This is a genomic window from Xanthomonas sp. LMG 12459, from assembly GCF_009192905.1.
GTDB classification, from domain to species: Bacteria; Pseudomonadota; Gammaproteobacteria; order Xanthomonadales; family Xanthomonadaceae; genus Xanthomonas_A; species Xanthomonas_A sontii.
Genome location: NZ_NSGT01000086.1, coordinates 14,252 through 29,608 on the forward strand (window position 1 = coordinate 14,252; position 15,357 = coordinate 29,608).

Sequence of the window (15,357 nt, forward strand, 5' to 3'; positions counted from 1 at the left end):
GGGCGATGGCGCCGTCTTCAGCGGGCGGCGCAGAACCCGAACTCGGCGGTGGCGCCGGGGGCCAGGGTCTTGTTCCAGTCCACGCCGCTGGCGCTGAGGGTGGTGCCCGACTGCTTCCAGGTGGCGTTCCACAGGTTGTTGACGGTGCCGCTGATGGACAGGGTGACCGCCCAGTTGCCGGTGGCGCTGCCGCTGTTGGTCACCTGCACGCGTTCGCAGTAGCCGGCGTTCCAGTCGCTGTCGACGATGACCTTGGTGCTGAAGCTGGCGCTGCCCGGGGCCGGGGTCGGCGTGGGCGTCGGCTCCGGGGTGGGCGTCGGGGTCGGCGTGGTGCCGCTGGTGTCGCCCCACAGCCGCTTGAGCCCGGTCATCTTCTCGGTGCGCACGGTGGTCCAGTCGTCGTCGAGCACGCCGCCGGTGTCGCGGCTGTTCGGGTTCCAGGCCCAGTAGAAACCGCTGCGGATGTTCTTCTTGATCAGGTAGTCGATCAGCGCCTTCTGCAGGGTCGGGTCCTGCGCCTGGTTGCGGCCTTCGTTGCCGCCGAACTCACCGATCATCATGGTGTAACCGAGCTGGGTCAGCTGGCCGAACTGGCGCTCCCAGATCGCCGGCATGTTGGCCGGGAAGCTGCTGTCGCCGAAGTAGGGCTGCCAGTTCACGTCCGGGCCGTACACGTGCGGCGACAGCAGCAGGCGGTTGGCCGGCACGTTGAGCTTGGTGCAGGTCAGCGGTTCCAGGTTGCCGCCCCACCAGTAGCCGTAGCTGCTGGAGCAGGTGGGGTTGTCGGTGATGCCCTCGACCACGATCAGCCACTTCGGCGCCACCTTCAGCACCGCCGCCGAGGCGCGCTCGACCGCCTTGTTCCAGTCGGTCTTGAGGTTGCCGGTGCCCCAGGTGTTGCGGCCGTTCGGCTCGTTCTTCAGGTCGATGCCGATCACGCCCGGCACCGACGCGTAGCGCTTGGCCACGAACGTCAGATCGCTGAGCCACTGCTGCTCGCTGTAGGAGTCGGTGTACCAGAGCTCGGAGATGCCCTGGCAATCGGGCGAGTGGTGGTCCAGCAGCACGTACATGCCGCGGCTGCTCAACTCGTTGACCACCTTGTCCAGCACCTGCAGCGAATTCAGGCCCTGCAGGTCCGGGTTGCGGCCGTAGTCGATGCTGGTCGGCGCGACGCCGCGCAGGGTCTGCGGGCAGAACGGCAGGCGCACGGCATTGAAGCCCAGGCCCTGCATTTGCGTGATCATGTCCTTCCAGTTGCGCGCCCACAGGCCATGCACGGTGTGCGCGCTGCCTTCGAAGCCGAACCAGTTGACGCCACGCAGCTGCACCGCGTTGCCGCGGTCGTCCACCACCGTGCCTTTGCTGACGGCGTAACTCCAGGCCGAACCGCTGGCGGCCAGCAGCGCGGCGGCCAGCACGCAACGGGTGATGCGGGTGAGAGGGGACATCGACATCTCTGCAGGTCTCCGGAAGCGGGCCGGCCCCGCAGTCGGAGCGGCCCAAGTGAGGGTAGGGGCAACGGACGCCGCGCCCGGCTCGGGTGGAGGCCGGGAGGGGCACGCGGATCGGCGTGGCCACCGGATCGGCGCGGCCCCGTGATGCGCGAGCGCGGCATTAGAGCATGTTCAGGTTCGTATTTGAGCGGTTTATCACAATAAATTTTTGCGACAGCGCACGTCTGGCGGGTGCCCGGCCCTCGCCGGTCCCGCGGCCGCCTCGCTACACTCGGCCGCTCATGCCTGCCGAGAGGGATCTTCGTGCAACGTCCAAACCTGTCCTTCGCGGTGCAGTGGCCCCATTGGCGCCCCGATTCCGCCATCCGCGCGCGCCGCGGCGCCAGCGCAGCGCGGCGCGCGTGAGTCGGGAACCGCTACCGCCGTCCGCAGCGCCGGCGCCTGCCCCGGCGGTTGCCGCCGGGGCCGCGGCGGCACGGATGGACGAAGCTGCGGCGGCGGTCGCCCCGGCGGACACCGCGACCGCTGCGCGCGCGCAGCCGGAGGGCGTGCCCCCGGGCAATGGGGCGCCGCGCTGGCTGGTCCGCAGCGGCGTGGTGCTGGCGTTCGCGATCGTCGCGCCGCTCCTGGGCACGCTGGTCGTCGGTCTGCCGTTGGCGTTTTCCTGGACGTGGGGGCAGCCCGGCGGCTTCGGCGATGCGCTGCCGCTTCTCCTGCTCATGGCGTTGATGTCCTGCATCTTCGGCGCGTTGCCGGGGCTGTTGACTGGCCTGTTCGCCGCCTATGCCTGGCCCCGCCTGCGTGGCTGGCGCGCGCATCTGCTGGTGGGGGTGATCGGTGCCGCCATGTCGGCCGTCTGCGTCGGTGCGCTCATCGCCTGGATCAACAGCCACCGCGACGCGTTCCGCGAGCCCGGCAGTTGGCTGGGATCTTGCGTGCTTGCCGGGGGCGTCGGCGCCATGCTGCTCTCGCTGGCGCTGGATCGGCTGCGCGGACGCTGAGCGCTGCCGCGGCCCGGCCGGTGCTGGCCTGCGGCCGCAGGGCGCCAGCCGGCCCGCGGGCTCGAGCCACGGAAGTCCCGGGCGAGCGTCCATTTCCTCGCGCGTCCCTGCTACGCCCACGCGCAGCGGCACGCGGCATGCGCGGGGATGATGGCGCGCCCCATGACATCAGCGCTCGAACGACCGCGCGCGCCCAAACCGCCCCGGCCCCTGCCGATCGCCTGGCCGCGCCGCTACACTCGAGGTTCTTTGTGTCTGCCGAGGGAACTCCGTGAAACGACCGATCGTGAGCCTGCTGGCGCTTGCGCTGTCCGGCGCCAGCCTGGCGGCACCGCCGCCCGCACCGACCTTCGACACCAAGCGCTTGTCCGCCGACGTCAAGACACTGGCCTCCGACGCCTACGAGGGCCGCGCCCCGGGCTCGGCGGGCGAGGAGAAGACCGTGGCCTACCTCAGCGCGCAGTTCCAGGCGGCCGGCCTGCAGCCCGGCGGCGACCTGCGCGACGGCAAGCGCCTGTGGACCCAGGCGGTGCCGCTGCGCCGCGCCGACATCGTCGGTACCCCGCAGCTGGCCATCGCCAGCGGCGACCAGCGCCAGGCCCTGACCCAGGGCCAGCAGATCGCCGTGCGCGCCGCGCTCGACGGCAGCAGCCAGGTGACCCTGGACGGCGCGCCGCTGGTGTTCGTCGGCTACGGCGTCAAGGCGCCCGAGCGCGGCTGGGACGACTTCAAGGGCGTGGACCTGAAGGGCAAGATCGCGGTGGTGCTGATCAACGACCCCGATTTCGAAACCGGCAAGGGCGCGTTCGACGGCAAGGGCATGACCTACTACGGCCGCTGGACCTACAAGTTCGAGGAAGGCGCGCGGCAGGGCGCGGCCGGCGTGCTGATCGTGCACGAGACCGCACCGGCGTCCTACGGCTGGGCCACCGTCGCCAACTCCAACACCAACAGCATGTTCGACGTGGTCCGCGACGATCCCAAGTCGGTGCACCCGGAGCTGGAGGGCTGGATCCAGCGCGACCTGGCGGTGGACCTGTTCAAGCGCGCCGGGCTGGATTTCGATGCGCTGAAGAAGCAGGCGCAATCGCGCGACTTCAAGCCGGTGGAGCTGAAGGGCGAGCGCCTGTACGCCGACTACGCGGTGAAGTCGGAGGTGATCACCTCGCACAACGTGGTCGCGCGGCTGCCCGGCAAGACCCGGCCGGACGACACCCTCATCTACACCGCGCACTGGGATCACCTGGGCGTGGGCGCACCCGACGCCAAGGGCGACCGCATCTTCAACGGCGCGCTGGACAACGCCAGCGGCGTCGCCGCGCTGCTGGAACTGGCCCGCGCCTTCGCCAAGGGCCCGGCGCCGCAGCGCTCGGTGGTGTTCATGGCGGTCACCGCCGAGGAGAAGGGCCTGCTCGGCTCGGAGTACTACGCCTCCAAGCCGCTGTATCCGCTGGCGCGCACGGTGGCGGTGATCAACATGGACGGCATGAGCCCGTTCGGGCCGTCGCGCGATTTCGGCATCTACGGCACCGCCAAGCTGGAACTGCTCGACGACCTCAAGCGCGTGGCCAAGGGCTGGGACCTGCGCTACACGCCCGATCCGAAGCCGGAAGCCGGCTACTTCTTCCGCTCGGATCACTTCTCCTTCGCCAAGCGCGGCGTGCCGGCGCTGTCCTTCGCCGCCGGCCAGGACTGGGTGGACGGCGGCGTGGCGGCCGGCAAGGCCGCCTCGGACGACTACACCGCCAAGCGCTACCACCAGCCCGGCGACGAATGGCAGCCGAACTGGACCTTCGCCGGCGCCGCGCGCGACATGCAGGTGCTGTACACGCTGGGCGAGGAACTCGCCAATTCGACGCAGTGGCCGAACTGGAGCCGCGACTCCGAGTTCCGCGCCACCCGCGACGCCAGCGCCGCACAGCGCCAAGCCGCGCCCGCCAAGTGAGTCACGCCCCAGTGCCGCCTGCGCCGCAGGCGGCTGCGGATCCGCCGCCGGGTGCGGGCGCGGAAGGCGCCGATCCGATGGGCGCCGACGCGGGGAGCGATCCGCTGCCGCGCTGGCTGGTCTACCTCGGCGTGGCCGTGGCGTTCCCATTGGTAGGGCCGCCGCTGGGGACTGCGGCGGTCTTGCTGCCGGTGATGGCGGTCGCGTGGCTCTGGGGCGGCGCTCACCTCGGTGACATCGGCGGCGGGCTGCTGATGCTGCTGGGGATCGCGCTGTATTCCTACCTGTTCGGCGTCTTGCCGGCCTTGCTGACCGGCCTGGTCGCAGTACGCGCCTGGCCGCATCTGCGCGGCTGGCGCGCGCATTTGCGCATCGGTCTGGTCGGCGCCGGGTTCTCGGCAGCGTGCATCGGCTCGGCGATCGCGCTGTTCGGCGATCACGCCGAGATCGGTGCGCTGGCCGCCGCGGCAGGATTGTGCGCGCTGGCCGGCTTCAGCGGCGCCACGTTGCTGTCGCGCGCGCTGCAAACTTTGCGCGGCGGCTGAGCGCCGCCGCGGCTCAGCCGCCGCTGGCCTGTTGCAGCGAGGGGGTGCGCCAGCCGGCGCGCACGCCCCAGAAGTAAAAGCCCAGCGCGACCACGCCGACCACCACCAGGTCCGGCCCGTAGGACAGGTAGCCGTGGCCGCCGAAGGTGGTGCTGCCGGCCCACGACAGCAGGGCGATGGTCGGCAGATAGGCGATCAGCCAGCTGGCGCCGCGCAGGTGCCGACGGAAATCCTTCCAGCCGTCGCGCTGCTGGTAGTAGGCGTACACCGGCAGGGCCACCAGCATCAGCAGGATGATCTCGCCGGTCAGCGGCCAGCGCGCCCAGTACAGCAGTTCGGTGGCCAGCACGAAGGCGGCGGCGGCCAGCACCGGCAGGCCGGCGATGCGCAGCGGTCGGTGCATCTCCGGCGCGTGCTTGCGCAGCGCCATGGCGCTGATCGGGCCTGTCAGGTAGGAAATGATCGTCGCCACCGAGATCACCGCCGCCAGCGTGCCCCAGCCGCGGAAGAAGAACAGGAACAGGTAGGACACCAGCAGGTTGAAGAACATCGCCGGGCGCGGCACGCCCCAGGTCGGATGGATCCGGCCCAGTACCTTGGGCATGGTGCCGTTGCGCTCCATGCCGTAGATCATCCGCGCGGTGGTGGCGGTGTAGGTGATGCCGGTGCCGCTGGGGCTGACGAAGGCGTCCACGTACAGCAGCATCGCCAGCCAGTGCAGGTTGACGATGATCGCCAGCTGCGCGAACGGCGAGCGGAAGTCGATGCCGTGCCAGCCGGCCTTGGCCAGCAGGTCCGGCGGCACGGCGCCCAGATAGGCGACCTGCAGCAGCACGTAGACCACCGTGGCCAGCGCGATCGAGCCGAGCACGGCGAACGGGATGCTGCGCCCGGGATTGCGCGCCTCGCCGGCCAGGTTCACCGGACTCTGGAAGCCGTTGAAGCTGAACACGATGCCGGCGGTGGCCACCGCGGTGAGCACCGCGGCGAAGTCGATGGTGTGGCTGCCGCCGTGCAGGCCGACGCTGAAGTTCTCGCTGTGGAAGCCGCTGGCGATCAACGCCACACCGGTCAGCGCCGGCACCACCAGCTTGAACACGGTGATCAGGCTGTTGGAGCGCGCGAACAGCTTGACGCTCCAGAAGTTCAGCAGGAAATACACCAGCACCAGCACCGCGGCGATGCACAGGCCGGGCACCGACAGCTCGCCAGCGCCGCCGGGCTGCTGCACGTACAGATCCTGCGCCCACTGCCAGGGCCAGGAGGCCATGTACTGCACCGAGGCCTCGGCCTCCACCGGGATCACCGACACGATCGCGATCCAGTTGGCCCAGCCGGCGATGAAGCCGACCAGCGAACCGTGCGAATAGTGGCTGTAGCGGACCATGCCGCCGGACTCGGGGAACATCGCGCCCAGCTCGGCATAGGCCAGGGCGATGGTGGTGACGATCGCCGCGCCCAGCACCCAGGCCCAGATCGCACCGGGGCCGGCCAGCCCGGCGGCGCGCCAGGCGCCGAACAGCCAACCGGAACCGATGATCGAACCGAGGCCGGTCAGCATCAGGGCGAACGGGCCGACATCGCGGCGCAGGGCGGTTTGGGTCATGGCGGGTCCGGCGGCGGCGGGAAGCGGGGGATGATCGCATAAAGCCGGGAATGGGGATTGGGGAATGGGGAATCGGAAAAGCGGCGTGTCGTTGGCTGAACGTTCCCGGCTTGCGCTCAACGATTCTCCATTCTCCATTCTCCATTCCCGATTCCCGGCTTACGCAAGCTTTACGCCCCACGCCCTCCATCGGCATGGAACGCTTACGCGGCGCGCGCGCAGACTGCGCCACGTCCTTTCCGTTGGATGTGTTCCATGTCGATTCTGCTGATCCAGGGCCCGCATCGCGATGCGTCGGCCATCGCCGCGGCGCAGTGTCTGGCCGCTTCCCATGCCGCGCAGGTGGTGCCGGTGGCCTGTGCCGATGCCGCGCAGATCGTGGCGCGGCTGCAGCAAGGCGCGTGCGACGACACCGAGCTGGTGCTGCTGGATTCCGGTGAGTTGCCGGCGTCGGAGCTGGCCGACCATGGCGCGCAGCTGTGCGCGGCGCTGGATGCGCTGGGCCATCCGTACATCGAGGTGCACGATGCCAGCGCGCAGGCGCTGGAACCGCTGCTGCATCCGCGGCACATGCCGTTGCTGACGGTGATCGCCAACGGTGCGCTCGCCGACAGCTACGCGATCGCCCTGGGCGTGGCGCAGCGCCGGCTCGGCGCGCGCGCGGCGCTGGCCAACTGAGGGCGCCGCCATGTCGATCCTGTTGCTCCGTGGCCCGGACTGCGTGGCCGGCCATCGCGGCCGCCCGGCCCGCATCGCCCCACCGGTGATGCGGCAATTGCTCGCCCATGCCGGCCGCGCCGGCAAGACCCTGGCCGTGCGCGGCTGCGCCAGCGAGCGCGAACTGCTGCAGGCACTGGCCCAGGCCGACCAGGCCGGGGTGGAGATGCTGCTGCTGGATCCGGGCGCGTGCTCGGACAGCGCCATCACCGCCGACGCGGTCGCGCACCTGCGCCGGCCCTACGTGGAAGTGCACGACGATGCCAGCGATCGCCGCGAAGCCTGCCTGTGCGCGGCGTCGGGGCAGCGGCTGGGCCAGGTTGGCGGCTACTGCGCGCAGGGCTACGCGCTGGCGCTGTCGATCGCGCTCGAACACCTGGGCTGCAACGGCTACGAAGGCGATGTCCACGTCGGCACCTGAGCGCGCGCGCCACTACCTGGCCGACTACGAGGCCTACAGTTTCGGCCAGCGCGTGGCCTGGGGCACCCTGGCGCACACCTGGGCCGAGCCGGCGCCGCTGGATCCGGAGCGGCTGCTGTGTCACATGCGGGCGCAGGCGGCGCAACGCCACGGCGTGGACAGCAGCGAGATCCGCATCCGCAGCGTGAGCCGGCTGTAGGGCGCGCTGTCGCCTGGAATGGCGCCGCCGCCTCGGCGTGCGGCTGGGCTGCGGTTTCGTCCTGCCAAGGCCAGGTCCCATCCTCGCCAGCGGCGGTTTCGTCGCACGCCGCTGGCGCCGTGCGACGCCGCGGCTATCCTCGCCGGAACTTCCCAGTCCCCGGCCGCCATGCTCGCCAGCCTGTTCTTCCTCGTTCGCCTGTTGTGCGCCTGGGCAGTGGCGGTGGTTGTCGCCGCCTTCGTCTGGGCCGGGTTGTTCTACGGTATGAATTCCGGACCGGGCTGGCTGTTCGGCCTGTTGGCGATGCTGTTGATGCTGTCGGCGCTGATCGCCGGCATCACCCACCTGCGCAAGGTCTGGCTGATCGCCGGGCGCCTTGACTGGGGCACCCTGGCCAGCCGCCAGCGGCGCCAGATCGAGATCCCGCTGGACACCCATGAGGCGTTCGCACTGCTGGATGCGGCGGTGCGCGAGCTGCCACGGGTGGAAGAGGTGGAAAGCACGCTGGACAGCCTGCAGGTGCGCGCCAAGGTGCGTCGCATCGATCCCTACAACGGCCGCCCGCCGTCGCGCTGGAACCTGGCCGCGCGCTTCGCGGTCAAGCGCAACCAGGTGGTGGCGACGGTGACCCCGGGCACCGGCACCAGCAGCCTGACCCTGCTGCTGGAGCCGGATGCCAGCGCCTGGATCGACCTGTTCGCGGTCGACGAGGGCAGCAACTACGAGAACGCCGAAGCCTTGGGTCGTGCGCTGGCGCGGCGCGTGGCCGAGCTGCGCCGCGACGAGCAGGCCGCCGCCACACAGGCCGCCACCGAGCAGGAGCTGACCGTGGCGCGGCTGAACCTGCTGCACGCGCAGGTCGAGCCGCACTTCCTCTACAACACGCTGGCCAGTGCACAGGTGCTGGCGCGGACCGATCCGCCGCGCGCCGACCTGATGCTGGGCTATCTGATCCAGTACCTGCGGCGTTCGCTGCCCAGCACCGAGGACGCGATGAGCTCGCTCGGCGACGAACTCGAGCGGACCCAGGCCTACCTGGAAATCCTGCGCATCCGTATGGGCGCGCGCCTGCAACTGCAGGTGCAGGTGCCGGAGACGATGAAGACGCTGCCGCTGCCGTCGATGATGCTGCAGACGCTGGTGGAGAACGCGATCAAGCACGGTCTGGAACCCAAGCCCGGCGGCGGCACCATCTGGATCCTGGCGCGCGCGGTCGACGACCACGTCACCCTGACTGTGGCCGACGACGGCCTGGGCTTCAACACCCAGTCCAGCGGCACCGGCATCGGCCTGAAGAATCTGCGCGAGCGCTTGCGCCTCACCTATGCCGGCGCGGCGAGCTTCGCCATCGTCTCCAACTTCCCCAGCGGCGTGGCCGCCACCATCACCCTGCCGTGGCCGGCGGGGACGACGCCGCCGCCGCCGCCACTGCCGGCGCCGGTGGCGATGCACACGGGAGCGCACCATGACTGACGCGATCGTCGCCGAGGACGAAACCCTGTTGCGCGATGCGCTGGTCGCGCTGCTGGGCGAGGTGTGGCCGGAGTTGCGCATCGTCGCCGAGTGCGAGGACGGCGCCAGCGCGCTGGAACGGCTGGCCGAGCTGCGCCCGCAGGTGGCGTTCCTGGACATCCGCATGCCCGGGCTCAGCGGCATCGAGGTGGCGCGCGCGCTGGGCGAACTGAGCCCGCACACGCAGGTGGTGTTCGTCACTGCCTACGACCAGTACGCCATCGATGCGTTCGAGCACGGCGCGGTGGACTACCTGCTCAAGCCGATCGTGCGCGAGCGTCTGCAGGCCACGGTACAGAGGCTGCAGGCACGGGCGCCGCAGGGGCCGGATCCAGCGGTGCTCGACGCGCTGCTGCAGCGTCTGCAGCAGCGCCCGGTCGCGCCGTCGGCGCCGCCACCGCTGGCCTGGGTCACCGCCAGCAGCGGCCGCGAGACGCGGCTGATCCTGCTCGACGACGTGCTGTATTTCCAGGCCGACAGCAAGTACACCACGGTGCTCACCCGGGATGGCGAGGCGGTGCTGCGCACCTCCTTGCGCGAGCTGCTGGACGTGCTCGATCCGGCGGCGTTCCGGCAGATCCACCGCTCCACCATCGTCAACCTCAAGGCGGTGGCCTCGGTGGTGCGCGACGACACCGGCAAGGGCCGGCTGAAGCTGCGCCACCGCGACGAGGTCCTGACCGTCAGCCAGCCGTACATGAGCCTGTTCCGCGGCATGTAGCCGCGCATTCCCTCGCTTCGCACTGGAACAAGGAATCTCCGCCATGCGTCTGCTCTCCGTGCTGTGGTCGTGCCTGCTCGGCCTGTTCGGCTGCCAGGGACATGCCGATCTCGACCTGTCCATGGGCGCCCGCCGCGAGACCGTGGTGCAGGCCAGCGAACGCGGCGTGCCGCTGCTCTTCAGCCGCACTACGTATCGCGGTGGCCTGGCCACGTTCCGTTGCATCGACAGCCGCAGCGGGCGCTGCCACTACCAGGTCTACGCCGCCTGCACGGCATCGCCGCAGGTCAGCGGCGGCGATGGCGCTGCCTGCAATCCGCGCGTGCTGCAGGCCTTCGATCTGCCGATCGGTCAGCGCCGCGAGATCGCCGGGCTGCCACGCGACTTCCGCCAGTGCGTGGTGTCGGATGCACCGGCGTCGGCCTGCGGGCGCGAGTGAGAGGCGATAGCGAACGCTGGTCGATACGATCTTCCGACACAACCAGCGATGCACGATGGCCGCGGCTGTTGTGGGAGGGACTGCAGTCCCGACGCGTCTGCAATGGAACTGCCGGATGGCGTCTTGCGTCGCGACCGAAGTCGCCCCCACGCGGGCATTACCGCGGAGCTGTCGGACGTCGCGCGTTGCGGCTGAAGCCGTTGAGAGGCATTGCCGCAGAGCCGTCGGACGACGTCATGCGTCGCGGCTGACGCCGCTCCTGCGCGATGCCTCGTTGCGGTCCGAAGATCGGCACCGTCGGAGCGGCTTCAGCCGCGACCCGGATGCGAGGTCGACCGACGCATCGCGTCGCCGTATCCGCCTTGCATCCGACTATCGCAATCGGATCGCTGCCGTTGTGGGAGGGACTTCAGTCCCGACGCCTCTGCAACGGAGCCGCCGGATGGCCTCTCGCGTCGCGACCGAAGCCGCTCCCACAGGACGCTGTCCCGCGATCCCACAGCACGCTGGCACGAACGGCGTCGCGTCGTGCGCAACGACGCGCACCCACTCAGTAATCCACGCCCACCGAGAACAACAGCGTGCGCGGGTCGCCCAGAGCCACCGCGCGCTGCAGGCCGCCGGTGAAGTAGTCGCGGTCGAAGGCGTTCTTCAGGTTCAGCGCGTAGCGCCAATGGCCCTGGCGGTAGCCCAGGCCGGCATCGAACACCAGGTAGCCGGGAATGCGATGGCCGTAGGCGGTCTTCTCGCCTTCGGCGCGGGCGCCGCCGCTGACGCTCCAGCCGTCGGCCGCGCCGTGGGCGGTGTACTGCAGCCACACAGAACCGCTATGCCGCGGCACGTTGTTCAGGCGGCTGCCGACCGTGCTGACACGCTGGCCACCGTCGTCGGTGACCACGGCATCGGTGTAGGCGTAGCCGCCGAACAGGCTCAACCCGTTGCCCAGGTCGGCGGCGGCGTTGAGCTCCAGGCCGCGGCTGCGCTGTTCGCCCACGGCGATGCTGTAGCCGTCGTTGAACGGATCGGTCTGCAGCACGTTGCGCCGGCGCAGGTCGTACAGCGCCATGCTCAGGCTGGTGCCGCTGCCGACTTCCATCTTGACGCCCAGTTCCACCTGGCGCCCGCGCTCGGGATCGAACTGCGCGCCCTGCGCATCGACGCCGACGTTGGGATAGAACGAGGTGGCGACGCTGACATACGGGCGCAGCCCGCCACCGGCGTCGAACATCAGCGCTGCCGAACCCGTCGTGGCACTGTTGTCGGTGCGCGTGTCGCTGCCGGCCAGCCGGTCCTCGCTGCGGTTGCGGCTGCGGTCGTGGCGCAGGCCCAGCAGCAGTTGCCAGTCCGGCGCGAACTGGATGCGGTCGCGCAGGTACAGGCCGCCCGAGGTCACCACGCTGAGGTTGTCGCGGGTGGGGCGGGCCGGGCAGGTCACGGCGCTGCCGTAGACCGGCGCGTACACGTCGAGATTGCCGACGCGGCAGGTCGACTGCACGTTCCATTCCCAGGTCTTGAACGCGTCCAGGCCGGCGGTGACGGTGTGCTGCCAGGTGCCGGTGGCGAAGCCGCCCTGCAGGTAGGTGTCCTGCACCCAGGTGCGTCCGTCGAACTGTTGCTGGGTGGCGGTACGGCGCAGGGTGCGCAGGTTGGCGGCCAGGCCGTTGTTGGCGATCAGGAAACCGTCCAGACCGAAGCTCTGCCAGCGCGCGGCGTGGTGCAGACTCCAGCCATTGTCGAAGCGGTGATCGAGCACGTAGCCGATCCGGCTCTGATGGCTGTGGTACGGCCGCTGCCCGGGTTCGCCGGTGAACAGCGCGCGGTCGATCCTGCCGTTGCGGTTGGGTTCGGCGCTGCCTTCCCAGGGCAGGCCCTGCTGGCGGATGTAGTCGCGTTCCTGATAGCTGGTCAGCAGCACGAAGTCGGTGCGCGGGCCCAGGTCCAGCGACAGCGACGGGGCGATCCAGCGGCTGCGGAAGTACACGTGGTCGGTCGGGTCGTCGCTGTTCATCGCCAGCGCATTGAGGCGCAGCGCCACCTTGCCGTCGGCCGACAGCGGCTGGTTGAGATCGACGCTGCCCTGGCGCAGGCCGTCGCTGCCCACGCCCAGGTCGACCCGCCGCATCGGCTCGGCGCCGGGACGCTTGCTGATCAGGTTGACCAGGCCGCCCGGCAGCACCTGTCCGTACAGCAGCGAGGCCGGGCCCTTCAGCACCTCCACCTGCTGCACGCCGAACAATTGCTCGGCCACGCGGTTGCTGTCGGCGGTGCGCAGGCCGTCGACGAACAGCGCGTCGGAGGCGGTCTGGCCGCGGATGATCAGGTCGTCCCAGCCGCGCCGGCCGTAGGTGTTGGCGACGACCCCGGAGACGTTGTGCAGGGCATCGGACAGGGTGCGCGCCTGCTGGCTGTCCAGCAGCGCGCGCGGCACCACGGTGATCGAGAACGGCGTCTGCGCCAGCGGCGCATCCGACTTGTCGGCCTGCACCGGTCCGGTGGCGCGGAAGCCGCTCTGCGCGTCGGCGCGCACCTGCACCGTGGGCAGGGCGGTCGCCTGTGCGGCATCGGCGCCGCTGTCGGCGTCCGAGGCGGTGTCGGCACTGGCGGCGTGCGCAGGCAGGGACAGCGCCATGCCCAGCAGGCAGGCGCACGAAAGGGGATGCAGTGTCATCGAGAGCGTGGGGCGAAAGTTCTAATCGAGAATGATTATATTTCGCGAAACGGGCGTTGGGAATGCCCTGTGTCACCGCGGTCGGCTGACGCCGGCTGCGTCGGGTCGGTGCGGTTTGACTGGGGGCTGGCATCGCCGTGGCATTGCGCCCTTGCGGCGATCGCGGGCTTGAGCGCACACGCCGTCGGACGCGCGGATCACGACCGACTGTGCGCGTGTTGCGCCCGAGTCGCGCCCGCGCGTGATGTCGGATCGGCGGGCGCGCCGTCTATCGCAGACGGCGCGCGTGAGATGCGTGTGCGGCCGACTCAGCCGGCGACGCGGAACACGCCGGGCTGGCCGCCGGGCGGCGTGCCTTCGAACTGGATTAGCGAGGCGACCAGTTCGGCATGCAGGCGGATGCGGCCCATCTCGCGCATGATCCGGATGTCCTCGTGGCGCAGTTCGCGGTTGGCCACCACCTCGCGCTTGTAGGCGAGGATCTCCGGATACTTGCGCGCCATGTTCAGCGCGTCGGCCACGCACTCCACGGTGTCGGCATCGGCCGACAGCGGTTCGCGGCTGTTGAACGCGGTGAGCCAGCGCTCGAAGCCGGCGGTGCGGTCGAACATGTTGGCGATGAACCAGATCACGAACAGGATCGCCACCCACGAGGTGACCACGATGACGATGCGCGAGAACGTCAGGTGGTAGTCGTGCTGCCACAACTGCGCGGTGATCACGCCGAGCAGGATCAGCGAGATCGCCTGCCAGCCGATGATCGACGCCACCAGCCACTGCTGCTTGGCCTTGGCCAGCAACGCGACCTCTTCGCGGATCTGCGCCTCGCTCTTGTGTTGCCAGTGCGCGACCTGTTCGGGAAACGAGCGCTGGTGCAGCGCGTTGTCCTCGAGCAGCAATCCCAAGCCTTTGAACAGAGCGAGCATGACGGGCTCCTTGCAGATGCGGTGACGGACGCGGAACGTCGGTTGGCGATCTTGAGGCAGCTTCTTTCTAGCACAGCGGCCGCAAAGTGCATGCTGCGGTCGCACATGCGGCGCGGCCGCGGCGCGCCATACGCCATCGCACGGCGCTCGCGCCGGTTTCGCTACCATCGGCGCATGCCCCCGCTGCTACGCACCCTCTCCGCTCCGGCCACCGCGCAGATCCGCCGCTGGGTGCTGGGCGCGTTCCCGCGCGAGCGCGACGCCATCGACTACGACCAGCCGCTCGGCGATGTGGGCCTGTTCGGTCCGGACAGCGTCACCTGGCGCATCCATGCCGAGTTTCCCGGGATGCTGGCCGGCGGGCTGTGTGCGCTGCTGCTGCAGACCCTGCATCCGCTGGCGCTGGCCGGGGTCTACGACCATTCCAACTTTCGCGAGGATCTGGTCGGGCGCCTGCGCCGCACCACCCAGTTCGTCGCCGCCACCAGCTACGCGCCCGCCGACGCGGCGCAGCGCCAGATCGCCCGTGTGCGTGCGATCCACACGCGGGTGCGCGGCCACACGCCCGACGGGCTCGCCTACGCCGCCGACGATCCGGCGCTGCTGACCTGGGTCCACGTGACCGAGGCCTACGGCTTCCTGCAGGGCTACCGCCGCTACTGCCGCGCGGTGCCGGCGGCGATCGCCGACCGCTATTACGACGAAGGCCGGCGCGTCGCCGAAGCGCTGGGCGCGCGCGACGTCCCGGCCAGCGAGGCGGCGGTGCTGGACTATTTCGCGCGGCAGCGGCCGCTGCTGCGGGTGGATGCGCGCTCGCGCGAGGTGCTGGCGGTGCTGTCCGGGCTGCGTCTGCCGGTGCCGGCGCCGGGGCTGTCGCGCGAACTGTTCCTGGGCGCCGGCGCGGCCTTGCTGCCGCCATGGGCCAGCGCCCTGCTGCGGCAGGCACGGCTGCAGCGCACCGGCCCGACGGTGCCGGCCTGGTTGCTGCAGCAGGTGGCGCCGCTGTTCCGGGTGGCACTGCACGATGGCATCGCCGCGCGTGCGTGCCGACGGGTGGGACTGACGACGCAGGCACTGGCGCAGTGGCCGCAGCGGACTGAATGATTTATCCGCATCGCTGAACGCAGTATCGCGTCACGGATGGTCAAGATCGCCGATCCCAGGCCGCACTCCCGACCCTCGATGCCGCCGAACCCGCTC

The 15,357-nt window shown here is 70.3% G+C and carries 14 protein-coding genes; 10 read left to right on the forward strand and 4 right to left on the reverse strand.

The genetic code is table 11. The features are described 5' to 3' along the window. Nucleotides 1-17 precede the first annotated feature (17 nt). Nucleotides 18-1,457 (reverse strand): glycoside hydrolase family 5 protein, encoded by a 1,440-nt coding sequence (locus CEK65_RS17155; RefSeq protein ID WP_193314823.1) that lies wholly within the window; start codon nt 1,455-1,457, stop codon nt 18-20. Between the two features lie 479 nt (nt 1,458-1,936). Between CEK65_RS17155 and CEK65_RS17160 the strand changes: the two genes are divergently transcribed. The 3 genes from CEK65_RS17160 to CEK65_RS17170 all read left to right on the forward strand — a co-directional run bounded on the left by CEK65_RS17160 (nt 1,937) and on the right by CEK65_RS17170 (nt 4,948). After that, nucleotides 1,937-2,458, forward strand: coding sequence for a hypothetical protein (locus CEK65_RS17160; RefSeq protein ID WP_226980625.1), 522 nt, complete (start codon nt 1,937-1,939; stop codon nt 2,456-2,458). A gap of 271 nt (nt 2,459-2,729) precedes the next feature. Then, nucleotides 2,730-4,403 carry a M28 family metallopeptidase gene (locus CEK65_RS17165; RefSeq protein WP_026143885.1) on the forward strand — a complete coding sequence of 558 codons (1,674 nt, stop codon included), beginning with the start codon at nt 2,730-2,732 and terminating at the stop codon, nt 4,401-4,403. 77 nt (nt 4,404-4,480) lie between these two features. Then, on the forward strand, nt 4,481-4,948 hold the full coding sequence (locus CEK65_RS17170; RefSeq protein ID WP_152182478.1) for a hypothetical protein: 468 nt from the start codon (nt 4,481-4,483) through the stop codon (nt 4,946-4,948). A 13-nt stretch (nt 4,949-4,961) separates the two neighbouring features. Here the strand turns inward: CEK65_RS17170 and CEK65_RS17175 are convergent, their stop codons facing one another. Further along, nucleotides 4,962-6,554, reverse strand: coding sequence for an APC family permease (locus CEK65_RS17175; RefSeq protein WP_017908520.1), 1,593 nt, complete (start codon nt 6,552-6,554; stop codon nt 4,962-4,964). A 255-nt stretch (nt 6,555-6,809) separates the two neighbouring features. Here CEK65_RS17175 and CEK65_RS17180 point away from each other — a divergent pair, with 255 nt between their 5' ends. The 6 genes from CEK65_RS17180 to CEK65_RS17205 all read left to right on the forward strand — a co-directional run bounded on the left by CEK65_RS17180 (nt 6,810) and on the right by CEK65_RS17205 (nt 10,563). After that, on the forward strand, nt 6,810-7,232 hold the full coding sequence (locus CEK65_RS17180) for a hypothetical protein (protein ID WP_017908519.1): 423 nt from the start codon (nt 6,810-6,812) through the stop codon (nt 7,230-7,232). A 10-nt stretch (nt 7,233-7,242) separates the two neighbouring features. Continuing rightward, complete coding sequence (locus CEK65_RS17185; protein WP_152182479.1) at nt 7,243-7,692, forward strand: type II 3-dehydroquinate dehydratase; 450 nt, start codon at nt 7,243-7,245, stop codon at nt 7,690-7,692. Then, the gene (locus CEK65_RS17190; protein WP_017913865.1) at nt 7,673-7,891 is read left to right on the forward strand and encodes a hypothetical protein; all 219 of its coding nucleotides are present in this window, start codon (nt 7,673-7,675) and stop codon (nt 7,889-7,891) included. The genes CEK65_RS17185 and CEK65_RS17190 overlap by 20 nt, the downstream gene beginning before the upstream one ends. Nucleotides 7,892-8,059: 168 nt before the next feature. Beyond that, nucleotides 8,060-9,364 carry a histidine kinase gene (locus CEK65_RS17195; RefSeq protein ID WP_152182480.1) on the forward strand — a complete coding sequence of 435 codons (1,305 nt, stop codon included), beginning with the start codon at nt 8,060-8,062 and terminating at the stop codon, nt 9,362-9,364. Further along, nucleotides 9,357-10,124 (forward strand): LytTR family DNA-binding domain-containing protein, encoded by a 768-nt coding sequence (locus tag CEK65_RS17200; protein WP_152182481.1) that lies wholly within the window; start codon nt 9,357-9,359, stop codon nt 10,122-10,124. The genes CEK65_RS17195 and CEK65_RS17200 overlap by 8 nt, the downstream gene beginning before the upstream one ends. Nucleotides 10,125-10,167: 43 nt before the next feature. Next, a complete protein-coding gene (locus tag CEK65_RS17205; protein WP_152182482.1) occupies nt 10,168-10,563 on the forward strand; it encodes a hypothetical protein in 396 nt (131 codons plus the stop codon). 550 nt (nt 10,564-11,113) lie between these two features. Here CEK65_RS17205 and CEK65_RS17210 read toward each other — a convergent pair. Next, nucleotides 11,114-13,231: a TonB-dependent siderophore receptor gene (locus tag CEK65_RS17210; protein ID WP_152182483.1), complete on the reverse strand. Its 2,118-nt coding sequence runs from the start codon at nt 13,229-13,231 to the stop codon at nt 11,114-11,116. Nucleotides 13,232-13,539: 308 nt separating this feature from the next. Further along, nucleotides 13,540-14,325 carry a hypothetical protein gene (locus CEK65_RS17215; RefSeq protein WP_226980626.1) on the reverse strand — a complete coding sequence of 262 codons (786 nt, stop codon included), beginning with the start codon at nt 14,323-14,325 and terminating at the stop codon, nt 13,540-13,542. Between the two features lie 6 nt (nt 14,326-14,331). Between CEK65_RS17215 and CEK65_RS17220 the strand changes: the two genes are divergently transcribed. Next, nucleotides 14,332-15,261 carry an oxygenase MpaB family protein gene (locus CEK65_RS17220; RefSeq protein ID WP_152182484.1) on the forward strand — a complete coding sequence of 310 codons (930 nt, stop codon included), beginning with the start codon at nt 14,332-14,334 and terminating at the stop codon, nt 15,259-15,261. Nucleotides 15,262-15,357: the final 96 nt, after the last annotated feature.